The sequence below is a fragment of the Mycobacterium sp. E342 genome (genome assembly GCF_001667665.1).
Classification (GTDB): domain Bacteria; phylum Actinomycetota; class Actinomycetes; order Mycobacteriales; family Mycobacteriaceae; genus Mycobacterium.
This window is the reverse complement of the sequence record NZ_LZJM01000150.1, coordinates 39,670-64,905: the sequence shown is the minus strand read 5'-3', so window position 1 is coordinate 64,905 and position 25,236 is coordinate 39,670. Positions and strand designations below refer to the sequence as shown.

At 64.5% G+C, this 25,236-nt stretch carries 23 protein-coding genes; 13 read left to right on the top strand and 10 right to left on the bottom strand.

Annotated elements, in window-relative coordinates; all coding sequences use genetic code 11:
- Positions 1–2: 2 nt before the first annotated feature.
- Positions 3–461, bottom strand: a complete 459-nt coding sequence (locus A5692_RS09820; protein ID WP_067925986.1) for a MaoC family dehydratase — start codon at positions 459–461, stop codon at positions 3–5.
- Between the two features lie 105 nt (positions 462–566).
- Here A5692_RS09820 and A5692_RS09815 point away from each other — a divergent pair, with 105 nt between their 5' ends.
- The 8 genes from A5692_RS09815 to A5692_RS09780 all read left to right on the top strand — a co-directional run bounded on the left by A5692_RS09815 (position 567) and on the right by A5692_RS09780 (position 10,449).
- Entirely contained in the window at positions 567–1,757 is a 1,191-nt protein-coding gene (locus A5692_RS09815; RefSeq protein ID WP_067925988.1) for a thiolase family protein, read from the top strand.
- A 64-nt stretch (positions 1,758–1,821) separates the two neighbouring features.
- Entirely contained in the window at positions 1,822–4,122 is a 2,301-nt protein-coding gene (locus tag A5692_RS28170; protein WP_082962532.1) for an acyl-CoA dehydrogenase, read from the top strand.
- 53 nt (positions 4,123–4,175) lie between these two features.
- The gene (locus tag A5692_RS09805; protein ID WP_082962530.1) at positions 4,176–5,303 is read left to right on the top strand and encodes an acetyl-CoA hydrolase/transferase C-terminal domain-containing protein; all 1,128 of its coding nucleotides are present in this window, start codon (positions 4,176–4,178) and stop codon (positions 5,301–5,303) included.
- A gap of 14 nt (positions 5,304–5,317) precedes the next feature.
- Positions 5,318–6,229 (top strand): SDR family NAD(P)-dependent oxidoreductase, encoded by a 912-nt coding sequence (locus A5692_RS09800; protein ID WP_067925994.1) that lies wholly within the window; start codon positions 5,318–5,320, stop codon positions 6,227–6,229.
- Positions 6,230–6,316: 87 nt separating this feature from the next.
- Positions 6,317–7,522, top strand: coding sequence for an acyl-CoA dehydrogenase family protein (locus A5692_RS09795; RefSeq protein WP_067925998.1), 1,206 nt, complete (start codon positions 6,317–6,319; stop codon positions 7,520–7,522).
- A complete protein-coding gene (locus A5692_RS09790) occupies positions 7,519–8,520 on the top strand; it encodes an acyl-CoA dehydrogenase family protein (protein WP_068055096.1) in 1,002 nt (333 codons plus the stop codon). Before A5692_RS09795 ends, A5692_RS09790 begins: the two co-directional genes overlap by 4 nt.
- Positions 8,521–8,539: 19 nt before the next feature.
- A complete protein-coding gene (locus A5692_RS09785; RefSeq protein WP_067926002.1) occupies positions 8,540–9,682 on the top strand; it encodes an acyl-CoA dehydrogenase family protein in 1,143 nt (380 codons plus the stop codon).
- Between the two features lie 26 nt (positions 9,683–9,708).
- Entirely contained in the window at positions 9,709–10,449 is a 741-nt protein-coding gene (locus A5692_RS09780; RefSeq protein ID WP_067926004.1) for a FadR/GntR family transcriptional regulator, read from the top strand.
- 12 nt (positions 10,450–10,461) lie between these two features.
- On the opposite strand, the gene A5692_RS09775 is transcribed toward A5692_RS09780, so the two are convergent.
- From A5692_RS09775 to A5692_RS09765, 3 genes are read right to left on the bottom strand one after another with little or no spacing between them, the layout of a single operon-like run.
- Positions 10,462–11,274 (bottom strand): enoyl-CoA hydratase/isomerase family protein, encoded by an 813-nt coding sequence (locus tag A5692_RS09775; RefSeq protein WP_067926006.1) that lies wholly within the window; start codon positions 11,272–11,274, stop codon positions 10,462–10,464.
- Between the two features lie 10 nt (positions 11,275–11,284).
- Positions 11,285–12,445, bottom strand: coding sequence for a beta-ketoacyl synthase N-terminal-like domain-containing protein (locus tag A5692_RS09770; RefSeq protein ID WP_067926008.1), 1,161 nt, complete (start codon positions 12,443–12,445; stop codon positions 11,285–11,287).
- A complete protein-coding gene (locus tag A5692_RS09765; protein ID WP_067926010.1) occupies positions 12,442–13,659 on the bottom strand; it encodes a Zn-ribbon domain-containing OB-fold protein in 1,218 nt (405 codons plus the stop codon). The genes A5692_RS09770 and A5692_RS09765 overlap by 4 nt, the downstream gene beginning before the upstream one ends.
- A 139-nt stretch (positions 13,660–13,798) precedes the next feature.
- Between A5692_RS09765 and A5692_RS09760 the strand changes: the two genes are divergently transcribed.
- From A5692_RS09760 to A5692_RS09750, 3 genes are all read left to right on the top strand, one after another.
- Positions 13,799–14,209: a thioesterase family protein gene (locus tag A5692_RS09760; protein ID WP_067926013.1), complete on the top strand. Its 411-nt coding sequence runs from the start codon at positions 13,799–13,801 to the stop codon at positions 14,207–14,209.
- A 4-nt stretch (positions 14,210–14,213) separates the two neighbouring features.
- The gene (gene fadD4 / locus A5692_RS09755; protein ID WP_067926014.1) at positions 14,214–15,743 is read left to right on the top strand and encodes a fatty-acid--CoA ligase FadD4; all 1,530 of its coding nucleotides are present in this window, start codon (positions 14,214–14,216) and stop codon (positions 15,741–15,743) included.
- 471 nt (positions 15,744–16,214) lie between these two features.
- On the top strand, positions 16,215–17,150 hold the full coding sequence (locus tag A5692_RS09750; RefSeq protein WP_067926016.1) for a TIGR03619 family F420-dependent LLM class oxidoreductase: 936 nt from the start codon (positions 16,215–16,217) through the stop codon (positions 17,148–17,150).
- 260 nt (positions 17,151–17,410) lie between these two features.
- Here the strand turns inward: A5692_RS09750 and A5692_RS09745 are convergent, their stop codons facing one another.
- The 6 genes from A5692_RS09745 to A5692_RS09730 form a co-directional block, all read right to left on the bottom strand.
- Positions 17,411–18,073: a Crp/Fnr family transcriptional regulator gene (locus A5692_RS09745; RefSeq protein WP_369829011.1), complete on the bottom strand. Its 663-nt coding sequence runs from the start codon at positions 18,071–18,073 to the stop codon at positions 17,411–17,413.
- A gap of 238 nt (positions 18,074–18,311) precedes the next feature.
- Positions 18,312–18,371 carry a hypothetical protein gene (locus A5692_RS30380; protein WP_369829012.1) on the bottom strand — a complete coding sequence of 20 codons (60 nt, stop codon included), beginning with the start codon at positions 18,369–18,371 and terminating at the stop codon, positions 18,312–18,314.
- A gap of 70 nt (positions 18,372–18,441) precedes the next feature.
- Positions 18,442–18,519 (bottom strand): DUF5078 domain-containing protein, encoded by a 78-nt coding sequence (locus A5692_RS30375; RefSeq protein WP_369829013.1) that lies wholly within the window; start codon positions 18,517–18,519, stop codon positions 18,442–18,444.
- A 35-nt stretch (positions 18,520–18,554) separates the two neighbouring features.
- A complete protein-coding gene (locus tag A5692_RS09740; protein WP_067926022.1) occupies positions 18,555–18,881 on the bottom strand; it encodes a DUF732 domain-containing protein in 327 nt (108 codons plus the stop codon).
- A complete protein-coding gene (locus tag A5692_RS09735; RefSeq protein ID WP_068055093.1) occupies positions 18,878–21,787 on the bottom strand; it encodes an RND family transporter in 2,910 nt (969 codons plus the stop codon). Before A5692_RS09735 ends, A5692_RS09740 begins: the two co-directional genes overlap by 4 nt.
- Positions 21,784–22,176 carry an MmpS family transport accessory protein gene (locus A5692_RS09730; RefSeq protein ID WP_067926027.1) on the bottom strand — a complete coding sequence of 131 codons (393 nt, stop codon included), beginning with the start codon at positions 22,174–22,176 and terminating at the stop codon, positions 21,784–21,786. The genes A5692_RS09735 and A5692_RS09730 overlap by 4 nt, the downstream gene beginning before the upstream one ends.
- Before the next feature lie 222 nt (positions 22,177–22,398).
- On the opposite strand from A5692_RS09730, the gene A5692_RS09725 reads away from it, so the two are divergent.
- Positions 22,399–22,986: a TetR/AcrR family transcriptional regulator gene (locus A5692_RS09725; RefSeq protein WP_067926030.1), complete on the top strand. Its 588-nt coding sequence runs from the start codon at positions 22,399–22,401 to the stop codon at positions 22,984–22,986.
- A 338-nt stretch (positions 22,987–23,324) separates the two neighbouring features.
- Complete coding sequence (locus A5692_RS09720) at positions 23,325–25,172, top strand: fatty acyl-AMP ligase (protein WP_068055130.1); 1,848 nt, start codon at positions 23,325–23,327, stop codon at positions 25,170–25,172.
- Positions 25,173–25,236: the final 64 nt, after the last annotated feature.

Below are 25,236 nucleotides of genomic sequence, written 5' to 3'. Positions count from 1 at the left end.
CCCTAGAACAGGTACCGCGCAATGAGGTCGGCGACGGCCGCCGGCTTGTCGACACCGTCGACCTCGATCGTGTGGCGCACGGTGAGGTTGACCGTCGACTCGTCGACCTTGGTGGCGTCGACGAGCGCCGAGCGCAGCCGAATTCGGCTGCCCGCCCTGACCGGAGCCAGAAAGCGCACCTTGTTCAAGCCGTAATTGATGCCCATCTTGGCGTTCTCCACACGGTAGTTCGCCTTGCTCAGGCCTGGTATGAGCGAAAGTGTCAGGAAGCCGTGGGCGATCGTGGCGCCGTACGGGCTCTCCTTCTCGGCCTTTTCGACGTCGACGTGTATCCATTGCCGGTCGAGTGTCGTCGTTCCGAAGTCATCGATCCGGTCCTGGTCGACGACCAGCCAGTCGCTCACCCCCAGCTCTGCCCCCACCAATCCGACCGCTTCGTCGATGGACGTGATGACCTTCACGACAACCTCGCTTTCACCAACCCACTATCCGGTCATCTATTTAACGGTATAGGCTCACCGAAGTCACCGCCGGGGCCAATCCCGCTTTCACCGTGAAGGACGACTATGACAGCGACAACACCCAAAGCCGCCATCGTGGCCGCAGCGCGCACGGCGATCGGAACGGCCCGTCGAGGCACCCTCGTCGACGTCGACGCCCGCGAGCTCGCCAAGCCCGTCGTCTCCGCCGCGATCGAGCGGTCCGGTTTCGAGCCCTCCGACTTCGAGGACCTGGTGCTCGCCGAGGTGCTGCAGGGTGGCGGCGACATCGCGCGCTACGTGGCCGTGGATCTGGGGCTCATAAACGTTGCCGGAATGGCCGTCAACCGGCAATGCGCCTCCAGCCTGACCGCCATCGCGGTGGCCGCAGGGCAGATCGCCGCGGGCATGAACACCAGTGTGCTTGCCGGGGGAACCGAGTCCCACTCGACCTCTCCGATGGTCCGCAAGCGCAAGCCCTTCACGTCCGGCAAGGAGCCCGCCGACTACGACGATCGGTGGATGTCGTTGTCGCATCCGCCGACACCCGACGCGCCCGCTGTCGACATGTCGATCACCGTCGCGCACAACTGCGCCGTTCAATACGGGGTACCGCGGACCGCGCAGGACGAATGGGCTCTGCGTAGCCATCAACGCGCCGTCAAGGCTATCGACGGCGGATCTTTCGTCGAGGAGATCGTCCCGGTGACCGTCCCTCGACCCGACGGTTCGGCCATCATTTTCGATACCGACGAGCACCCTCGTCGCGAGTCCAGCATGGAGATCCTGAGCGGCCTGAAAGTGCTGCATCCCGAGATCGACGGCTTCTCAGTGACGGCGGGAAACTCGTCGGGCCTGAACGACGCCGCCGCCGTGGTGGCGCTGACCCGGCCCGACACGACAGCAGACGTGCTCGCGTACGTGCTGTCCTGGAGCGCCGTCGGCGTGGAGCCCAACCGCACCGGCAGTGGCCCGATCTACGCGATCCCGAGAGCATTGGACCTCGCCGGGTTGACGATCGACGACGTCGCGCTCTTCGAGATCAACGAGGCATTCGCCGCTCAAGCCGTCGCCTGCACCAGGGAACTGGGGCTCGACGAGGAGATCGTCAACGTCTACGGCTCCGGGATCAGCCTGGGGCATCCCATCGCCGCCACGGGCGCTCGGATGGTCACGTCGGCGGTCTACGAGCTACGGCGGCGCGGCGGCGGCATCGGCGTGCTGTCGATGTGCGCCGGGGGCGGCATGGGTGCGGCGATGGTCATCGAAGTGAGCTGACAGCCATCGGGTAAAGAGATATATAATTCAACTTTTCGTCCGCCGGAAGGACCCATCCCAGCCGATGACCAGCATGTCGACCGTCGAGGTAGCGGAGCTCGCCGGCGCCGTTCGAGCAGTCTGCAACAAGTACGCACAGCCGGAGCAGGTGCTCGCCACGGCCTACGAAAACGCGGACGGTTACGACGAGGAGTTATGGTCGGTGTTGTGCCGGCAGGTCGGGGTGGCCGCGATCGCGATGCCGGAGCATCTCGATGGCGCCGGATACGGCACCGCCGCCCTCGGGGTCGTCGCCCATGAACTCGGTCGGGCGCTGGCACCCGTTCCGTTTCTACCGTCCGCTGTTCTCGCCACGGGACTGCTTGTCGACGTGCACGAGATGAGTTCGCATGCGGCGCAGCTGTTATCCGATCTCGGTGACGGCACGCGGACGGCGGCGGCGATCGTCACCGCCGATGGCGGACCATGGTCGCCCGATGCCGTTCCGTTCACCGCGCACCGGGACGGCGAGGACTGGCGCATCATTGGAGCGTCCCGTCACGTCCTCGGCGGCGCGAGCGCCGACGACCTCGTAATCGCGGCAACCACCGCTGATGGGCTGGCGCTGTTCGTGGTCGACCCGGCCGGCGCGGCGATCACCGCTGAACGGCCGCTGGATGGCACCCGCCCGTTGGCGACCGTCGTCTGCACAGACGCACCCGCCGTACGCATCGCCTCCGCCGGCGTCGAGGAGATCATCGGGCGCAACGTGACGCGCTTGCTCGCGGTGCTGGCCGCCGAACAAGTCGGGGCTTGTGAGCGTCTCCTCGAGCTGTCCACGGAATACGCGCGCACCCGCATCCAGTTCGGCAGGCCGATTGGCGCATTCCAAGCCGTCAAACACCGGTGCGCCGACATGCTGGTGAACCTCGAATGGGCCCGGTCGGCATCCCAGGCGGCACTCCAGGCCTTGGATGACGGCGCCACGAACGCGGAAACGCAATGGCGGGCGAGCATGGCGAAAGCGGTGTGCTCCGAGGCACTGCGCGAGACCGCGCACGCGAACATTCAGGTTCACGGCGGAATCGGCTTCACTTGGGAGAACTCGGCGAACCTGTACGTGCGTCGCGCGCGGTCCGACGAGGCGCTCTTCGGTCTGCCCGGGCGGCACTGGGATGTTCTGGGCGCCTGCATCCGCGCGATGGAGGGCGGGCCGGACGCCGGCGGTCCCGATACCACGAGCGGCATCGGCGCTGCCGCCGCAACGCAGGCACTGCGGTCGCGGATCCGCGAGTTCCTCACGGAGGCACCGAAACCCGCAGGTCTTCGCAACTACGGACCGACTCCCACCCCCGACGACGTCAAGCCGGGTCGCATCTGGCATCGGTACCTCGCCGACCACGGCTACGCGTGCCTGCACTGGCCCGCCGAGTACGGCGGTGCCGACGCGTCCGTGGCGCACCAGGCGATATTCGCCGAGGAGTGCGCCCGAGCCGGGGTGCCACGCCAACTCGGCATCACCGCGATCGATTTGGTCGGACCTGTGCTGATCGCCTTTGGGTCGGATGATCAGAAACGGCGCCACCTCGAGCCGATCCGGCGGGGCGAGGACATCTGGACGCAGTTGTTCTCCGAACCCGGCGCCGGCTCAGACCTGGCCGGAATCCGCACGAAAGCGCAACGCACCGAATCGGGCTGGCGTGTCGACGGGCAAAAAGTGTGGAGTTCGGCGGCCAATTCGGCGGTCTTCGGGCTCCTTCTCGCCCGCACCGGGCCGGACGCGCATGGCGGGCTCAGCATGTTCATCGTCCCGATGGACGCCGATGGTGTGAGAGTGCGCCCACTGAAGCAGATCGACGGCGAGAGCAAGTTCAACGAGGTGTTCCTCGACGCCGTCGACCTTGCCGAATCCGCGCTCATCGGCGAGGTCGGTCAGGGCTGGAAGATCGCCATGCTCACGCTCGGGCGCGAACGACTGACCCTCGGGTCGCAGGCGGTGGGGATGTTCCAGCGTCACGCCCGGATGACCGAGGAGGCTCGTCACCGTGGCTTGTTGGATGCAACGCTGGAGCGCTCCCTGACCAGGCTGTGGTCTCGAATGTGGTTGCTGCGCTTCACCTGGGAGCGCGCCGTCGCCGGCGGCGACACCACATCAGCGGCATTCTCGGTGCTCAAGCTGATGACCTCGGAGACCGATCGCGACCTCGGCGACCTGGCTACTGAGGTGCTCGGGACCGACGTCTGCGTCGAGCCGGACGCTGATGAGTTGGTGCAGCAGATGCTGGTCGGGCGGGCGCAGACGATCCTGGGCGGCACCAGTGAGATCCAGCGCAACATCCTGGGCGAGCGGGTGCTGAAGCTTCCGAAAGAACCTCGGTGGCAATGAGTTCCATCACGGGTTCGCTCGCCACGGCACTTCGACATCGCCTCCGGCCGGGAATGACGATCGCCCTCGGCGACGGAGTCGGCAGCCTGTCCCTGCTGGACGACGGCACGGCCGTGGGCGAAACGCTCAGCGCCGCGGCGCGAGAGGTCGGCGGCATCCGATTGGTGCTGGGGTGGCTACCCGTTGTCCCCAGGGGTGTCGACACCACCGCCTTCGACGAGGTAGTGGCGCTGATGCCCGGCTGGGGTCTGCGCGAGCTGCTCAACCAACCAACCGCGCGCTTCGTGCCGACCAGGCTGACCGGCATCGCCGCCCTGCTCGGCGGCCCGCTCCGCCCCGACCTTCTCGTCACTCGACTAGCCCGCCGCGACGGTTGTCTGCACTTCACCACCGAGGTGTCCTGGCAGCGTGCTGTCGTGGACGCCGGCACGACGACGCTCGCGATCGTCGACGACTCCGCGCCTGCCGCGTCGGCCGAGCCAATCGATTCGGCGGCACTGCTCGTCGTGGCCCACGCCGGGGACCAACCGTTTCGACGGACCGCCAACGATCCCGAAGCCGTACATCTGGCACTCGCCGAGGAGGTCCTACGCTGGATTCCGGCGGGCGCGCGGGTGCAGTACGGCCCCGGACAACTCGGAATCAGCCTGCTGCAGCGCGCCACTGTGCCGCTTCGCGTCGACACGGGCATGATCACCGACGGCGTGGTGGATCTCGACCGACGTGGGCTGCTGATCGGACAGCCCACCGCCACCTACCTGCTCGGCGGCGACGAGCTGTACAACTGGGCCGACGGTCGCGACGTCCTGCACGGGATTGAAGTCACACACGACCTGACCCGGCTGGCGACCGGCGAGCCCTTCGTCGCCGTGAACACCGCGATCGAGATCGACCGGTTCGGTCAAGTGAATGCCGAAGGCCGCGGCGACAAGGTGGTAGGCGGTATCGGCGGGCACCCCGACTACTGCCTCGCAGGCCACATCAACCGGGGGGGCCTGTCCATCATCGCGGTACCTACCTCCGTCAACGGACGCTCGCCGCTCGTCGACCGGCTCAGCCGCCCGGCGTCGACCGCCGCCCACGACGTCGATGTCGTTGTGACCGAAAACGGCAGCGCCGACTTACGTTGCGCGAGTTGGTCTCAGCGCGAAGCACTCATCAGCAAGCTCTTCGACCGGTAAGGAGATCATCGGATATGGGCCAGCTCGACGGCAGGGCCGTCATCGTCACCGGCGGCGGTCGTGGCATCGGACGGGCACACTGCCTCGAACTCGCCGCACGGGGCGCCGCCGTCGTGGTGAACGACCCGGGCGTCGATCGCGACGGAACGGCGAGCGGTAGCGGCAAGCGGCCGGCGGACGAGGTGGCGGAGGAGATCTGCCAGCTCGGCGGCCGCGCTGTGGCTCATCTCGGGTCGGTGACGTCCTGGGCGGACGCCGCCGACATGGTCAGCACCGCGGTGGACACCTTTGGGACGCTCACCGGGATCGTCAACAACGCCGGCATTGTCCGCGACGGCATGATCTTCGGAGCCGACGAGGCGGATTGGGACGCGGTGGTCTCGGTGCACCTGAAGGGAACTTTCGCCGTCACCCGGCACGCGTGTGCCTATTGGCGATCGGCGGCGAAGTCCGGTCAGCCGATAGACGCGCATGTGGTCAACACCGTCTCCGGCGCCGGGTTGTGGGGTAACGTTGGGCAGGCCGCTTACGGTGCCGCCAAGGCCGCGATAGCCAACCTCACCGTGGTGACCGCCATGGAGATGAGGCGTTATGGCGTTGCCGCCAACGCCATCTCGCCACTCGCGGTGACGAGAATCAGTGCGGACTTCTTCGCGGGAGATCGAGCCAACGATCCGGCGCTCGATCCGTCACGGAGTTCAGCGTTGGTCGCGTGGCTGCAGTCGGCCGAGTCATCGTGGCTGACGGGTCAGATTCTTCGGGTCAACGGGCACGCACTGAGCCGCATCGACGGCTTCGCCGAGGCGCCCGGCCGCTACCACGCTAAGGACGGCTCCTCGCTCGACTTCGCCGAATTGGGACAGGCGATGTCGTGGCTCTTCGGCGTCGCACCGAGGGGGCTCGCCGGCCCATTGCCGACCGCGTAGCAATAGGGTTCAATGATCGGTATGAAATAGATAACTATTTTATCTGATTAATCATCCTGCCGAGTGTCTGGAGCGTAAGGAATCTCGATGTCACATTCGACGCAGTCCGTGCCGGGAGGCATTACCACCGGCTACGTGACCGATGTCGCCCGGTTCCGGCTGGACTTCCGGCACTATCTGCGCGAGTCCTCCGAGGCGGCCCTCTGGCGGACGGCCGTGTTCGACAACGCCGAAGACCAGATGGCGCACGACAGCGAGGTAATGGCACGACTCTTCGAGGATGGCTGGAACCGCTGGGGCTGGCCCCAGGCCATGGGTGGCTTCGGCGGCGACGCGATCCATCGCGCCTTGTACTACGAGGAACTGGGATTCGCGATGATTCCCATTCCGGCTCAGCAGTGGTCGCTCGAAGTCATGGGGCCAGCCCTGCTCAAGTACGCCCCACAACTGGCGGAGCGCCATCTACCCGACTACCTGGCCGGCAACGAATGGTGGGGACAGGGTTTCTCCGAACCCGAGTCGGGCAGCGACCTGGCATCGTTGCGTACCAGGGCGGTCGACGACGGCACCGGCGGATTCGTCGTCAACGGCCAGAAGATCTGGACCAGTCAGGGAGGCACGGCCAAACGCCTTTTCCTGCTGGTGCGCACCGGCGACCCGGAGTCGCGTCACCGCGGCCTGACGATGCTGTTCGTCGACACCGACACTCCGGGGGTGACGGTGCGGCCCATCGCGCTCGCGAGCGGGCGACGGGAGGTCGCCGAGGTTTTCTTCGATGACGTTCGCGTCCCGCGGGAACGCCTGCTCGGCGACGTCGGAAGCGGTTGGGCGCTGACGATGTTCCTCATGCAATTTGAACGCGGCATGTACGGCTACGCGGTGCTCAACAAGGTGCTGACGGAGCTCGGCCGGCTGCGCACCCACATGGTCGCCGACGGAGCGTCCGGCGAGATGCGCAAGCGCTTCGCGCGGGTGTATGTCGATGTGGCGGCCGCCCAAGCCCGCACCGCCGCGACCGTGCGCCGGATCGCGCGGGGCGAGCTCATCGGGCCGGACAGCAGCGTGGACAAGCTGTTGTTCGGACAGGCGGAGAAAACCGCCAACGACCTGATTCTCGACGTCCGACGCAGTTGGATGATAGCGGGGCCGTCGGGACCGAAGTCGAATGAACTCGACACCGCGCGGGCCGAGTGGTGGTACTCCCGCGCGGCCACCATCATGGGCGGCGCCGCCGAGGTTCAGCGGGGCATCATCGCCGATCATCTGCTCGGGCTGCCGAAGGAGAAGCGATGACCGCCCCCATTCATGCGGACGACGAAGCGCTCGACGAGTCGTGGACCATGGTCTCCGAAGCCGTGTCACGACTCTTCGAGGACATCGCCGGGCGGCATGCTCATGTCCCGATCGAGCCAGAGTTGCAGCCACTCGGCTGGGATGAGATCGAAGCCGAGTACCCGATCGCCGCAACCGCCCTGCTCTTCGATGCGCAGGGCAGGTCGCTGGCCACGACGAATTGCCTTACCCGCGTGATGATCGCCGAGCTCGCCGCGCTCTTCGACGGCGCCGTAGACGGACTGGTGCTGCCCGAGCCGGCGAATGGGTCCGCCCCGGCGTCCGGCGGAAACCGCATCACCGGAATGGTGCTCGGGCCGCCCGCCGGGCGGCTGATCGTGCCCGTCTCCGGTGAACTCGGCACGGTGTCGATCGGCGTGGTCGATGCCGACCTGCTGCACGCAGAGCGCATCGACACCTTCGACCCGTCAGTACACTGGACCAGGGTCAAGGGTCCGCTGGACATCACCCTCACCAAGGCGACGGACGAGTGGCGCCGTGCCGTCGCAGCCGCCCAGAGAGCGCTCAGCACCGAGCTGCTGTCCCTTGCCACGCGCGCACTCGATATCGCGACGGAGCAGGTGGGTGCCCGTCGGCAATTCGGTGTCTCGATCGGATCGCTGCAGTCTCCCCGGCACGCGCTCGCTGAGGCTGCCGCACAGATCGCCGGGGCTCGAGCCCTTCTCGACCAGTCGTGGCGCTTCGGCGGGCGCCTGTCCGCACTCGCCGCCAAGACGGCCGCCGGACGGGCGCATCGCACCGTCGTCGACGTTGCGCTACAGGTCTGCGGTGCGATCGGCCTGACGGCCGAGCACCGGCTGCACCGCTACGTATCGCGGGGATTCCAGCTCGACGCCCTGTGCGGTGATCACGACCGGCTGGAAACCGAGCTGGCCGGGTACCTGTTCGACGTGGACGCGGGCGACCGGGCCCTGCCCAACCTCATCTCCTGGACCTAGCCTGGATCGAAGGAAGTCGATGCGCCGCAACATCTTCGAGGAAGTTCACGACGATTTCCGGGCGACCGCACGTCGGTTCTTCGAACGCGAGTGCGTGCCATACGTCGACGACTGGGAGCGCGACGGCAAGGTAAGTCGCGAAGCCTGGTTGGCTGCCGGCGAACACGGCCTGATCGGTTGGGAGTTCGACCCGAAGTACGGCGGGCTGGGCGTCAAAGACTTCCGCTTCAACCAGATCATCTCCGAGGAGATGTTCATGACCGGCTCGGTCGGTATCGGTCTCGGGGTGCAGAACGACATCCTGGTGCCGTATCTGGATCGACTCACCACGGAGGAACAGAAGGAACGCTGGCTGCCGAAGTTCATCGCAGGCGAGTACATCGGCTCGATCGCGATGTCCGAGCCCGGTGCCGGATCGGATCTGGCCGGCATCAAGACGACGGCGCGCGACGACGGTGACCACTGGATCGTCAACGGGCAGAAGACCTTCATCAGCAACGGGCTGCAGTCAAAGCTGGTCTTGACCGCCGTCAAGACGGACCCGTCCGCGCGGCATAAGGGCATCAGCCTGCTGATGATCGAGGACGGGATGGAGGGTTTCACCCGGGGCCGCAAGCTCGACAAGATCGGCCAGTATTCCGCCGACACCGCGGAACTGTTCTTCGAGGACGTGCGCGTGCCCAAGCAGAATCTGGTGGGCGAGCTGAACCGCGGCTTCTATCACCTCGTATCGAACCTTCCCAGCGAGCGGGTCGGCGTCGCATGCTATGCGTTGCCCGCGGCCCGCAGAGCGCTCGATCTGACCAAGGCGTACGCGTCGGAGCGCACGGCGTTCGGACAACCGATCGGCACGTTCCAGGTGAACCGTCATTTCCTCGCCGAGATGCAGACGAAATTGGATGCGGCGCAGTGCTATCTGGACCAGTGCGTGCTGTCGGTAAACGACGGCACGCTCAGTGACGAGGACGCCGCCGGCCTGAAGTGGTGGACCTCGGAAGTGCAGTGGGAAATCATCGACCGCTGCCTGCAATTGCACGGCGGCTATGGCTACATCAACGAGTACGAGATCGCCCGGCTGTGGCGGGATTCCCGCGTCCAGCGGCTGTACGCAGGCACGACTGAGATCATGAAAGATCTGGTCGGCCGGGCGATGGGTTACTGACTGCTACGACAACGAAGGGGTGCGCCGTGGAGGTCACCAATCTTCGCGAGCCGAAGATGGCCGAACGGGTCGCCGCCATCCTTCGCAAGATGTTCATCCGAGGCGAACTCGCCGAGGGCACGATGCTGCCGCCCGAATCGGAGCTCATGGCGCGCTTCGGCGTATCCCGACCCACGCTACGGGAGGCATTCCGCGTCCTCGAGTCGGAGTCGTTGATCACCATCCAGCGCGGTGTCCGCGGGGGTGCTCGGGTCACTCGGCCGCGGCGGGAGACGCTGGCGCGGTACGCCGGCCTCATCCTCGAGTACGAGGGGGTCACGCTCAAGGACGTCTACGACGCGCGCGTCGAGCTCGAGGCGCCGATGGTCGTTCAGCTGGCCAAGGACCGCAAGTCCGACGTCATCGCCGAGCTGGAGGCGATCGTTGAGCGAGAGGCCGCGCTGACGCCAGGCACGGCGGCGATCGATACGCTGACCGACTTCCACGCGGCCATCGCCAGGTTGTCGGGCAACAAGACGTTACAGATCGTCAGTTCCATGCTGCACCACATCGTCGAGACCGCGAACCGCTCGCTTCAACCGACCGACAACAGCAGGGCGCAACAGGCGGTTCGCCGGTCGGCTAAGACGCATCGCATGCTATTGGAACTCATCAAGGCGGGCCAGGCCGACAAGGCCGGCGAGCTGTGGCAGCGCCACCTTCGCAAGACCGAGGAGTTTGTCCTCAGCGGCGCGGAATTGTCGACCGTCGTCGACCTTCTCGAATAGGCCGCCCCGCTGCTACTTCCGTTGCGACCGGCTGCGGAAGGCAGCCACCCGCTCCTGGAACTCCGGGGTGGAAAACGACGTGTACTCCTCGGCCAACGCGTACTCCAGCACACCTAAAGCGGCGCGGGAAAGATGCATATTCATCGCAACCTTGGTGGCGCGCAACGCCTGCGGCGGTAATGAAGCGAGTTTCTCGCCGAGCGCGAGCGCCTCATCGAGCACGGCGTCGTCGGCGGCAATCTTGGTGACCAGGTTGAGTTTGTCTGCGTCGGCTGCGGTGATGCGGTCCCCGAGAAGGACATACTCCTTGGCCTTCATCAGTCCGATGAGCAATGGCAGCATCGCCGCGCCGCCGTCCCCCGCGACGAGGCCAACCGCAACGTGTGGGTCGGCTAGGTAGCTGCTGTCCCCCATCACCAAGAAGTCGCTCAGGAGCGCGATCGAACACCCCAGGCCGACGGCCGGTCCGTTCACCGCCGACACCAACGGCTTGGGGAAGCCGATCACTTCGAGGAACACCGTGCGCGCTTCCTGAATCTGAAACTGCCGGGCGGCGGGGTCCTCGATCAGACGGCCGAACATCACCATGTCGCCGCCGGCCGAGAACGCCTTGCCCACACCGGTGGTGACGACGGCACGCACGTCGTCATCCGCGGCGAGTTTGCGCCAGATTGTCGCAAACGCGTGATGTACGGCTTCGTCGACGGCGTTGAACGCCTCGGGGCGATTGATCCGCACGACGTGTACGGCGCCGATCTTCTCGACAAGAAGCTCGGGAGCGAACTCCTCGTACCCGGTCAACGTGGCACTTTCGGTCGTCGTCATGGCGCTCCTGTCAGTTTTTGTCAGTGGAGAGGATAGTCACTGCCGATACGGCGGTCGGGCCGCCGATGTTGTGCGCCAGTGCAATTCGTGCGCCGTCGACTTGGTTCTCGGCTTGTCCGCGAAGCTGATTGAACAATTCATAACACTGCGCGACACCGGTGGCTCCCGGCGGATGCCCTTTGGCCTTCAGTCCCCCACTGGGATTGACCGGGATCGGACCGCCGACATAGGTGTCTTTGCCCTCGATCAGCTTGTAGGCCTCGAACCTCTCCGCGAAGCCGAGATCCTCGTAGCTGATCAACTCGACACCGCTGAAACAGTCGTGCACTTCAGCAACGTCGATATCGCGCGGGGTGACGCCGGCCATCGTCATGGCAGCCTTCGCGGCCCGCACGGTAGGCGGGAACGTGGTCATGTCGAGCTTGTGCTGATGCATTACCCTGTCCATGCCCAGTCCGACCCCGCGCACCCACACTGGCTGATCGGTGTATCTGTCGGCGACGTCCTCGGCGGCGAGGATCACCGCGGCGGCACCATCGCTCTGCGGCGTGCAGTCGTACAGGCCGAATGGCTCCACCACGATCGGTGCGGTGAGCGCCTGCTCGACGGTGATCTCATAGCGCAACTGAGCCTTCGGATTCGTCAGCGCGTGGTAGTGGTTCTTCACCGACACCATCGCCATGTGCTCCCTGGTGGCCGGAGACTCGTACAGGTACCGAGTCACATGGAGGGCGAAGTTGGCGGGCGCGACGAGACCCAACGGGTAGTCCCAGGCGTTGTCGCGCGTCATCGCCGCCCAGTCCCAGAACGTCGTGTTCGACGCCGTCTCGCGGACCTTGTCGGCGCCGACGACCAGCACCACGTCGTACCATCCCGCGGCGATGGCCATCACACCGTTGCGGATCGCGTCATTGCCTGTAGCACAGGCGTTCTCGACCCGAGTGACCGGTATGCCAGTGAGGTCCAGCGTGTCGGCCAGGATCCCGGACGGGAACCCGTCAGTGGTGGCCAGTTCTCCGAACCACGCCGCCTCAATCTCCGGCTTACTGATGCCCTTGTCTACCCTGCACGCCGCTTCGGCATAAGCCATCGGAATCAGGTCTTTGATACCCAGGTCGAAGTGCTCGCCAAACGGCGTCATCCCGGCACCGACGATCGCCACGTTCCTCATGCCGACACCTCCTCGGCCGGGCGACCCGGCCAGAACATGTATCCATAGTCAGGCACGCCCGCGCGGGTCGCGATCCTGCGCAACACCACTGATCCGGACTGACCGATCGTCACCTCGCCAGCCGGGTTTCCGGTGACCTTCAACAGGACCCGTACCGGGCTGTTATCCAGAGCCACCACCGCCAGCGAGTAAGGACCGGGCAGATCGGGCACCGGAATCCGTACGGTCGTGTGGGTATAGACGGCGCCGGTGCGCGGTAGCGGCTCCAGCCGGTACTGCGCGGCTAGTGTTCCCGACTCATCCACGCGGCGGCGCGGCGGAAACTGGGGGTTGCCGTCGATGCCAGGGCGTTCGTCGAACACGGCTGCCTCCCAGCGGATCTTGGCCTCGAATGCTCGCGCATAAGCCGGCATCGATATCGGAATGCCTACGCCGTCGGCTGTCTTCGTCGGCGGCAGCTCCCGCGGCTCCATCTCGTCACGCGCGACACGTACGGCGCCGGCACCCGCGAGTTCGGCGACGCTGATAGTCGCCTGCTCCACGGCGATCACCAGACCCGTCGTGCCGGCGTCGAGCGCGTCGGCAATCAATCCAATCAGCACGCTACCCGCCGCCGTCGAGTCGACAGACGCCGACGCGGCGTTGAGGTCGGCACCGAGCACCGCGGGCTTCGCCCCCGCGACGGCCGCGACGCGGGCGCCCGGTGCCATGCCGAGACGGGCGAAGGTCGCTCGCACGCCCGACTCACGCTCCAACCGCGGGTCGGCGTAGTCGTGCCGCGATCCGTCGTCGCCGCGGGCGATCATCGGCAGGCTTCGCGTGACTCGGCCGACGGGATCGAGCGTCGCACCGTCGTTCCCGGTCAACAGCGCCGCCGCGCCGGCGTACCGAGCGTCGTCGTCGGCGGCGATCACCAGCGTGCCCGGAGTGGCCGCGACGATTTGATCCAGCACCGCCGGTGCCCCGCCGAGGACCTCGACGGCGCAGGTGTCCGCGGGCAGTCCCAGGCCGGCCAGCAGCACCGCACCGTTACCGCCTTCGATCAGGGGGAAGTTCCGGGAGACCAGCACCACTCGCCGGGCCGGTGTCCCTGCGAGAGCGGCCCGGCCGGCGGCCACGGCCATGGTGACCGCGTCCTCGTCGGGACCACGTACCCGACGACCGCCAGTTATCCATGGCGGCCGGTAGGTGCCGATCGCGGCCACCTGAGTCATGAGCGATCCCTTTCCAGTGGGCGAGCGCCACATCAATGCACTATATAGTTATATCATTGTGATGGTGGTCGCCTCCACCCCGGTTCCGGATTGGTGGCGCCGCCGATATCCCAAGCATATACAGGTAGATTATTTGGCTATGACAGCCCTGCCGCCACCGTTGCGGATCGAGCCACGTTGGACGGACCTCGACCCGGTCGGACATGTCAACAACAACGTGTTCCTGGTCTACGCCGAAGAGGCGCGGGCACGCTATCTAATGGCCACGCTACCCGATGCGTGGGGGCAGATCGTTGTCGTGCACAACGGCATCGACTACCACAGCCCAGTCGAGATCTCCGATGTCGTGTGCGTGACCTCGATAGTCGAATCCATTGGTACCTCCTCGTTGACGACGGTCAACGTGATCGCGACCCACGAAGGACGCAAATGCGCGACGGTCCGAACAGTCCAGGTCGTACTCCACTCGGACCGACGGGGATCTCGTCCGTGGACCGAGGATGAACGTGCGGCGCTGCTGACGCTCGTCGAGGACCCGGCGGATCGGTAGCACGATGCAGATTCGCGAGCACACGTCGTCGACCAAACCGGCGATCGTGCTCGACCCGTCGGGGCTTCGGCTGACCTTCGCAGAACTCGAGGCGCGAGCGAACCGGCTAGCGCACCATTGGCGCCGGCACGGAGTGCGCGAGGGCGACACCGTCGCGCTTGTCATGGAGAACAACGAGCACATGCACGTCGTCATGTGGTCCGCCCGGCGCGCCGGCCTCTACTACGTACCGGTGAACACACACCTGACGCCCTCCGAAATGGGCTACATCCTGACCGACAGCGAAGCCATGGCGATAGTGGCCTCGGCCGCGATGAGCGCACAGTGCGAACAGCTCGAGGAGTACCTGACCGACATTCCGGCCCCGCTCAGACTGATGACCGGGGCCACGCCACCCAATTGGGTCTCCTATCCTGAATGCGTTGCCGGTGAACCCGACACGCCTATTGCCGACGAGTCCGAAGGTGACCTCCTGCAGTACTCGTCGGGGACCACCGGCCGGCCGAAAGGTATTCGGCGGGAGTTGCCACATGTGACCCCCGCGGTTGCACCGAACGTACTCACACCGCTGCTCAACGCGTTGGGCATCACCGGCAATTCCGTCTACCTGAGCCCAGCCCCGCTGTACCACACCGCACCGTCGGTCTGGTCGATGTGCGTGCAGGCTCTCGGCGCGACCACGGTGGTGCTGGAGAGGTTCGACGCCGAGCAGGCGCTGGCCTGCATCGAGCGCTACCGCATCACTCACGCGCAGTTCGTCCCCGCCATGTTCGTCCGGATGTTGAAGCTGCCGGCCGAGGTCCGCGACGCCTACGACCTGTCCAGTCTTGAGCGCGTTGTGCACGCCGCGGCGCCGTGCCCGCCTGAGATCAAGCGGCAGATGATCGCGTGGTGGGGTCCGATCATCGACGAGTTCTACTCGTCTTCGGAGGGCGCGGGAATTACCTTCATCACCGCCGATGAGTGGTTACAGCATCCCGGCTCGGTGGGCCGCTCGCTTCTGGGCACGGTTCACATCCTCGGCGAGGACGGTAGCGAGTTGGCCGCCGGCCAGACCGGAGACATCTACTTCGAGGGCGGTTTCGCGTTCGACTATCTGCATGATCCCGTCAAAACCGCCGCGTCGCACAATCCGAACGGATGGGCGACGGTCGGCGACGTCGGACACCTCGACGAGGACGGTTACCTTTATCTCAGTGATCGGCGCCACCACACCATCATCTCCGGCGGCATCAACATCTACCCGCAGGAGGCCGAGAATCTGCTCGTCAGCCACCCGCGGGTCGCGGACGCCGCCGTCTTCGGGATTCCCGACCCCGAGATGGGCCAGCGGGTCGCCGCCGTGGTCGAAACAGTAGACCCCCTGCACACGACCGACGACTTCGCCGACGAGTTGCTGGAATGGCTGCGAAGCCGGCTTGCGCACTTCAAGTGCCCGCGACAGATCCGCTTCGAGACCCGCCTGCCGCGCAGCGATGCGGGCAAGCTCTACAAGCAGCCCCTGATCGAGAAGTACAGCGGGCCGGCTGAATAGGCGCACCACAACAGAGGTATGCCGGCGGCGGCGCCCCATCGATGTGTCTGTGGCGCCGTTGCTGGTACGCCGCCATCCCTGCCCCGGTTGTCGCCCGGACAAACGCAGCACGCGTTCGGGATTGCTTCTCCTACGGAACCGACGCAATCATTTGCGGCAGCAGAGATTACACCATTTGACACTTTGCAAAGGGATAATTATTATACTGATAATGCAAGTGACCCGGATCACTCGTCGGGCTTTGTCGGCCGGGCTCGGGATAGACCTTCGGAATTGGAAGCGCACCGAGTGCGCGCTGCTGGCATGCGGGCAACGTTTTCGAGTGCCTTATTGTCGCTCAACGATGAATTCCGCATCGTCACCGACCAGCTCGTGAAAGTTGGTGGTTGAACGGTCCAGCGGGCCGCTGGCGCCGACAATGCGGCCTGTGCGAGATGACGCATCAATCGGCCTAGGAACAGGAGCCAGGTTGTGAAGTTTCACGTTTTGTTGCCCGGCTGTGTCGACACGCCCGCGATCACGCAACCGTGGGAATCGACGCTTACGGGTGCCGACATCGTCCGTATCGCACAGGTTGCCGACGAGTGCGGGTTCGAAGGTCTTCTGATCCCAGAACATTTCGTTGTCGCTGCCGACCACGCAGAGACGACGGGACGACACTTTGTGCATTCGACCACCGCACAAGCGATCATGGCGGGCGCGACGAGTCGAATCAAACTTGGCTCGATGGTGACGATCTTGCCGTTACACAATCCAATCGTGCTTGCAAAGTCCTTGGCCACGCTGGACTGGCTGAGCGGCGGTCGCGCGGCCGTCACGGTGGGCTTGGGATGGCAGCCTGACGAGTACCGCGCAGTCGGTGTCCCCTGGGAGGAGCGCGGTGCGCGGGCAAACGAGTACTTGGCTGCGATGTTCGAGTTATGGCACAACCAAGCGCCGAGCTTCGACGGCAAATATGTCAACTTTACTGACATAACCTTTGAGCCCAAACCGATTCAAGAACCGCATCCGACGGTGTGGGTCGCCGGCGACGCCGATGCGGCACTGCGACGCGCAGCGCGATTCGGCGATGGGTGGGCGCCATGGTTGACGCCGCCCGGTCAGATACCCGAAAAGCTTGACCGTCTTCGGTCGTTCGCTGAGTTCGACGGTCGGCCATTGACAGTGTTCTACTCACTGATGGCGCTGCTCATCGGTTTGGACGATACCGGCCATGTGCCCCTGGATGACCAGGCTTCGGTGTCGTCGGCCGAAACGCAGCGCGTCGTCGACGCTTGTGGGCAACTCGCCACCCTGGGCGTGACCGATACTTGGGTGCCGCCCGCGCCGGTGAGCGAACTGGGTGAGTATTTGGACTCGCTTCGCTGGCTGTCGGAGGAGGTAATCCCACAGCTCAGGGCGGCATGAGACGGCAGATCCCGTTTGTTGACAAGCGAAGTGGGCGATTCTTCGGTGCGTGACGACACAGAGGACAACGTGAGTCTTTGGCGAAGCTTGACCGGGCGCCTGAACGGCGATCCCGAATCGGGTGGTGTATCCCACTCGCACGCAATGGCGAGTTTCAAAGCGACTGATCCAGGTACGCACACATTGCGAGACACCCCCAGAGCAGCGGCGATATGGGCCTTTGAGAAGCGGTGAGTTCGGAACTCCAAGTCCGGGGCTAGTCACAACCGGGCGCGACGGGCAAGGTTCTCCGGGTCGATGATGACTAGCGTCTTGCCTTCTCGATAGATCCATCCACGTTGGGCAAAGTCCGAGAGGGCTTTGTTGACCGTTTCGCGGGACGAGCCGACCAGTTGGGCGAGTTCTTGCTGGGTGAGTCCAAGCTGAACGCTGAGCGTCTTTTCGGTGCGGGTTCCGAACCGCCCGGTCAGGTCGAGGAGTTGCTTGGCCACCCGGCCCGGCACATCGGTGAAGATCAAGTCGCATAGCGTGTCGTTGGTGCGCCGCAGCCGCCGCGCCAGCACCCGCAACAGCTGTTGTGTGATGTCGGGGTAGGCGGCGATCCAAGCCCGAAGGGCACGACGATCCATCCTTAGCGCGGTCACGTGGGTCAATGTCGTCACCGTCGAGGTTCTCGGCCCGGGATCGAAGAGGGCGAGTTCGCCGAACATGTCGGTGGGGCCCAGCACGGTAATCAATGTTTCGCGGCCGTCCGTTGCCGCCCGGCGGATCTTCACTTTGCCTGCCAGCACGATGTACAGGTCGACGCCTGGCTGCCCCTCGGCGAAGACTGTGCATCTAGGCGGGAAAGACACCTGCTGGAGCTCGCCAGCCAGCGCGGCAGCAGCGTCGGGAGGAACGCCTTGCAGGATTCCGGCTCGCATCAACGCGTCATGCACTTAAGCACCCCTCTGTTTTGCATCCCAATCTGCTAAGGACTGCCCGACTGTGATCAGTACGCCCGTCGGTCGACATGGGCGAAGCAAAGGCTTGAACCCGCTGGACGCCCTACCAACTTCAGCTCGACATATGGACGGGCGGGTGCGGTCGCAGATCTCGGTGGTACGCGCTGCGGCACCTTTGTTGTTGAAGAACAACTTCGCCCAGTTTTACGCGAGCTGTTCATAGAACAGCATCGGTTGCGGTCTGCTCTGCATTGGCTCGCCGGCCGTCGTAGTTCATCGAGTAGAACCAGTGGAAGTGGTCTCGTGCCGCGCTGCACCTCAGGCGACTCGTTGTCGTAGTCCATCATCTAGCGCTCGTAGTAAACCGGGTCGACGTCGCGCGCGGCGGCCATGACTTGCTTTGTAGTGCAGATGGTTTCGAGCATGGGGTGCGGAATCGGGCCGTCGCCGCGCCTTCAGGCTACTGTGTGGCCGCATCGAAACGCGCAAGCTGATTGGGACAGTAGGTCTTCAGCGCTGCGGCCAGGAACTGCCAGGCTTGCCCAGCGGTGGTGCCATGGGCGAGGTTGCTACCGACGAATGTGGCTGAAGCATAGACGTCCTTGTCGACTCCGTGGTCCAGCCGCTCACAGGTGGTCTTGCCGATCCAGGCGTTGTAGTCCCGCTGCCCGTAGATGCCGTAGGTGTGCAGCTCGTTGGCGAAGTCGGCGTCGGGATCGGCGGCCGCGGGCGCCGCCATGAGCATCGAGGTGAGAGCCGTCGCGACGAATGTGGTCCCCCACCTCATGGCGTGACTCCTACCGCCGGATCCTTCTGCAAACGCTCAACTTTGGGCCACGGAGCCGGCAGCGGGCGCACCCGTACCCGCTGCGGCCACCAGTACCACCGCCCCAGCAGGGTAGCGATCGCCGGCGTCATGAACGACCGGACTATCACGGTGTCGAAGATCAATCCCAGGCCGATGGTGGTGCCGACCTGACCGATCACCCGCAGCTCGCCGACCGCCATGGTCATCATCGTGAAGGCGAACAGCATCGCGGCGGCGGTGACCACCGGACCGCTCCCGCCCAGGGTGCGGATAATGCCTGTCCGGACGCCCGCGGTGACTTCCTCCTTCAATCGTGAGATCACCAGCAGGTTGTAGTCAGCGCCTACGGCAAGCTGGATGATCATCGCCATGGGCAGCACCATCCAGTGCAGTTCGAGCCCAATGATGTGCTCCCACAGCAGTACTGAGATGCCGAATGAAGCACACAACGACATCACCACCGCGCCGACGATCACCGCCGCCGCAATAATGGCCCGGGTGATGATCAGCATGATCAGGAAGATCAGCGCGAGCGCGGCGATACCCGCGATCATCAGATCGTACTTCGTGCCGTCGGCCATGTCTTTGAAGGTCGATGCGGTGCCGCCCAGGTAGATTCGTGCCCCCTCCAGCGGTGTGCCCTTGAGCGCCTCTTTGGCGGCTTGCTTGATGGCATCGATCTTCTCGATGCCCTCTGGCGACATCGGATCACCCTCGTGGGCGATGATGAATCGCACCGCGTTCCCGTTCGGGGACACGAATTGCTTGATGCCACGCTTGAAGTCCGCGTTGTCGAAGGCTTCCGGCGGCAAATAGAAGGAGTCGTCGTTCTTTGCTGCGTCGAACGCCTCCCCCATCGCCTGGGAATTCTGCTGCATCTCGGCGGTCTGCTGCTGCATCCCCTTCTGTGTCTGGTACATCGTCAGCATCATTTGCTTGACCGATTTCATCGCGTTGATCATGGCCGGCATCAACGCAACCATCTGCGGCATCAGGGAATTCAGCCGCTCCATGTCCGGGATCAAGTCCTGGATACTGTCGGTCATCGAGTCGATGCCGTCGAGCGCGTCGAACATCGAACGCAACGCCCAGCAGACCGGGATGTCGTAGCAGTGGCGCTCCCAGTAGAGGTAGCTGCGTAGCGGCCGGAAGAAGTCATCGAAATTCGCCAGCTGGTCGCGCACTTGGGCGAGCGTGACGGACATGTCCTTCATCTTGGTCACCATGTTGCTGGTGGTCTCGGCCATCTGGACCGTGATGCCTTGCATCTTCTCCATCGTGTCGATGTTCGTCTGCATGACTGCGGCTTGTTTGAGCATGTCGGCCGTCCGGTCACCTTGGTATTGCTCATTGAGCTTGCTCAACATGCTCTGCTGGGACAGGGCGTAGGGGATCGTGCTGTGGTCGATGGGCTGCCCGTCGGGCCGCGTGATCGTCTGGACGCGCCCGATCCCGGGCACCTTGAACACCGCCTTGGCGATCTTGTTGATCACCAGAAAGTTGGCCGGGTTCCGCAGATCGTGATCCGTCTCGATCATCAGCATCTCCGGGTTGAGCCGGGCCGGGGCGAAGTGCCGCTCGGCTGCTGCGTAGCCCTGGCTCGACGGGATGCTCGCCGGCAGAAACTTACGGTCGTCATAACTCGTTTTGTAGCTGGGCAAAGCGATCAGCCCGATCAGCGAGATCGCCAGGCTGGCAGCCAGAATCGGTCCGGGCCAACGCACCACCGCGGCACCGATCTTGCGCCAGCCGCGCGAGCGCAAAGCACGTTTGGGATCAAGCAGGCCAAACTTGCTTGCCACCACCACTAACGCTGCTCCGAAGGTCATCGCGAACGCGACCATCACGAGCATGCCAATGGCCAACGGCACACCGAGTGTCTGGAAGTACGGCAGCCGAGTGAAGCTCAGGCAGAACGTGGCCCCCGCAATCGTGAGCCCGGAGCCGACGATGACGTGGGCCGTGGTGCCGAACATGGTGTAGTACGCCGATTCTCGATCCTGCCCGAGGCTGCGCGCCTCCTGATAGCGGCCGATCAGGAAGACCGCGTAATCGACCGCGATGGCGATGGCCAGCGTCACCACGAGGCTGGTGGCGAATGTCGAGAGCCCGATGATGTTGTGATAGCCCAGGAATGCGATCGTCCCGCGGACGGTTGCGACGCTGATCCCGAGCGTTGCCATGATCAGCAGGGTCGTGATGATGGAGCGGAAGAACGCCAACAGCATGACCACGATGACCACCATGGTCAGTTTTTCCACGGACTTCATGCTGCTGTGGCCGATCGCTTGCTGCTCGGCGGCCAACGCCGCACCGCCGGTGAGATAGGCCTTCACGCCGGGGGGTGCCGGGATCTGGTCGATGATCTTGTGCACGGCTGCCACCGAGTCGTTGGCCTTGGCCTCGCCCTGGTTGCCAACCAGGTTGATCTGCGCGTACGCGGCCTTTCCGTCGCCGCTTTGCACGCCCGAGGCGGTCAGCGGGTCGCTCCAGAAATCCTGGACGTGCTCGACGTGCGCGGTGTCGGCGCGCAGGGCGGCGACCAGCTTCCCGTAATACTCACGCGCCTGCGGACCCAGCCGGTCCTTACCTTCGAGCACGATCATCGCCGAGCTGTCGGAACTGTATTCCTCGAACACCCGCCCGATCCGTTGCATCGCCACAGCCGCGGGCGCGCCCTTCGGGCTCATCGACACCGAGCGCAACTCACCGACCTTCTCGAGCTGCGGAGTCGAGACGTTCAGGAAGACGGCCAACCCAATCCAGGCAACGATGATCGGCACCGAGAGCTTGCGCATCACCAGCGCGATGCCCCCGAAATGCGCGCGAGGGTGGACCGGCACCCGGAGCTCCTCGGTCACCGCCTCCGACACCGGCGCGCTCATGCCGACTTCACGATGCAGTACGTCTGGGCGTTGTACCCGTCGACTACGCGCTCAGCGCGCAGTTGGTCATCGACATAGACGCGACAGCCGAGGGAGTCGGCATCACCTTGTGCGACCAGCGTCGCGGAGACCGATGGATCTGTTGTGGACAGGGTCAACGACCAGGGCAGGGCGACGTTACTCACCCGCTGCGGAAGCGCTTTGAGGTCGGTGTAGTTGATGTCGACGACCGCACCGGCGGGACCGGAGACCTCGTAACGCACCACCTTTGGGTTGAATCGCTTGGCGTCTCCGGCGAAGTTCATCGGCGCCACCAGCACCGGGTCCGAGCCGAAGATGCTCCGGATCCGGCTGACGGCCACACCACCGAGGGCGATGACCACCACCATCGTCAACGGCAGCCAAACACGTTGGAGCACTTTCAATTCAACCCCTCCCTACGGCCGCATGCCTCCCTCAGCAACAGCCGGTCGGCAGTCTGAACCTATACGATCGTTTGAGTTCAATCAACCGAAGGGTAGAGTATGTGAGCGGGACAACGTCGCCGCCGTCAGGGTGGTCCAAGTCACCATGCGTTCTGGGGGTAACCTGCACGAAAGGAGGCGTTCGGAATGGCCAAACCAGTGGCTGCTCGCGGTTTCGCGCGCGAGCGCGTGCTTGACGCGGCCCTTGAGCTGTTCGCCCAACATGGCATTCGCGGCACTTCCATCCAAATGATCGCCGCGCGGCTCGGCGTTACCAAAGCCTCGGTCTACTACCAATTCCAGTCCAAGGACGACATCGTTCTTGCAGTCGCCGAGCCGATATTCGATGACCTCGCACACATTCAGCGCATCGCCGACATGCTCCCCACGCCGCAAGCGCGCCGCGATGTCGCCCTGAGCGGTGTCGTCGACCTTGTCATCCGACACCGCCAAGTGGCCAACGTCGTCTACGGCGATCCGGTCATGACCGAGCTGGTCAACACCCACCCAGATCTCCACCACATTGTCGACAGCTTCACCGATCTGCTGCTCGGCGCTCGAAGAACCGACTCCGATCTGGTGGCCATGACAATGCTCACCGCCGGAATCTATGGATGTGCGGCCGACTCGCGCCTGCGCGGCATCACCGACGACGACCTGCGGGATATGTTGCAGGATATCGTCAAGATCTTCACCGCTGCGCTATCGGCGCACTGCCAAACTGGGCCCCGGTAGCAAGTGGCGCAATAGCGCCGCGCGGCTTTCATCGGCTCAATCCGATCGGCCTCGTGGGTCGGCCCTCACATCCGCTCGGCACCAATAAGAACATTTGTCAGAATCGCCTGCAGCAGCGCAAAGTTCACTCAATCAGTTCGGACGTGACGGGAAATCGATTCCAACCAGATCGCGCCCCGCATATCCGCCACCCTCCACCAGTGCTGGGTCCACCAACCGAAGACGCGTGCTGTCACAAACGCCGCGCGGCAGTGGGTGTGATGGTTTTCACTGCTCTCCGAGAGGGTGCAGATCCTTAGCGCAGCTATATTCTGCTCGTCGTGGTCGACGATCCATTGGTGCGCAACGGCATTGGCAGTGAAGTTGGCGATCTCGCGGAATATGTTCTTGCCGATGGCACTATTGTGCTGCCCGAGGGCGTGACCCTGACTTCATTCCTCGACCGCAACCGGGCGGCTTTCGGCGACCAGCGTTCCTATCGCTTCATCGACTACGCCAGGGTGCGCGACGGCCTCGCCGTCGACCTGAGTTGGAACGATCTATGGTCACAAGTGCGCGCGATTGGCGCCCGGTTGCAACACGTCACCTCGCCCGGTGACCGGGTGGCGATCGTTGCACCGCAAGGTTTGCACTACGTTGCTGCCTTCTTCGCCGCAATCCACGCCGGCAACGTCGCGGTCCCACTTTTCGCGCCGACTCTGTCCGGACACGCCCAGCGGTTAGCGGCAGTGCTGGCAGACGCTCGACCCGCCGCAGTGTTGACCACCACCGCGGCCGCCGAGCCGATCCGCACGTTTATCAGGACGCTGCCACCACAAGCACGTCCGCGATTGATCGCCGTCGATGCAGTCCCAGAATCACTGGGCGCGACATTTTTCGACGTGACCCGTGACAGCGATGATGTGGCGTATCTGCAATACACATCAGGGTCGACGCGCACGCCGGCCGGGGTGGAGATCACCCACCGCGCCGTGTGCACCAACGTCATACAGATGATCCTCGCGGGCGGACTTGACCTCAAAATCCGTAGCGTGAGCTGGCTGCCCCTGTATCACGACATGGGTCTGATAATGATCATGTTCCCCGCACTGTTCGGAGAGTCCATCACGCTGATGGACCCCATGGCCTTCCTCCGGCGGCCCTACCGATGGATCAAGCAGCTGGGCGCTGAGGCCCGGTACGGGCGGACGTTTGCGGCCGCTCCGAACTTCGCCTTCGAACTGACCGCCGAACGTGGTCTCCCCCCACAAGGCGAGACCCTCGACCTGAGCAACGTCGTCTGCCTGCTCAACGGATCCGAGCCGGTGACGATGTCGGCCATCGACAAATTCACCAACGCCTTCGCCCCCTACGGTCTGCCGGCCGCGGCGATCAAGCCGTCCTACGGAATGGCGGAAGCAACCCTCTCGGTGGCCAGCATCGCCCAAGACGCCAAGGCGAGTGCAATCTGTTTGGATCGTGAGCAGCTCGGCGCCGGCCGGGCGATTCCCGTCGCCGCGACAAGCCCAGGCGCCGTCTCCCACGTCTCGTGTGGCCAACCGATCCCCAATCAGTGGGCGGTGATTACCGACACCGACGGGGCCGAAGTTCCCGACCGCATGATCGGGCAAATCTGGTTGCACGGTAATAATATTGGCCGCGGGTACTTCGGCCGCGCAGATGAAACACAGCGCGTATTCGCCAATAAGCTGCAATCGCGACTCCAACACGGCAGCCACGCCGAGGGGGCCCCCGACAACGGATACTGGCTGGCAACCGGAGACCTCGGCGTTTACATCGACGGCGAACTGTATCTCACCGGGCGGATCAAAGACCTCATCATCATCGACGGCCGCAACCACTACCCCCACGACATCGAAACCACGGTCAGCGACGCCTCGGCCGCCATCCGCAGCGGGTACGTCGCCGCGTTCTCCGTTCCCCGCGAGGCGATTGAATCGTCCGATGACCGCACCGGAGAACAGGTCGTCATCGTGGCCGAACGCGCAGCCGGTGCCGGGCGCGCGGACCCTGCCCCGATCCTCAACGCTGTGCGCGCAGCGATCGCACGACAGCATCACATCCGTGTCGCCGACATCAAACTCGTAGCCGCTGGTGCAATTCCCCGCACCACAAGCGGCAAGCTCGCGCGCAACGCCTGCCGGGCCGATTACCTCGCCGGGCGGTTCCACCCCAGCCAAGAATGAGGTCAGACGCATTCAGTTCTCACTTCTTCTGAAGGCGAATCTCCATGGCAACCGACTACGACCA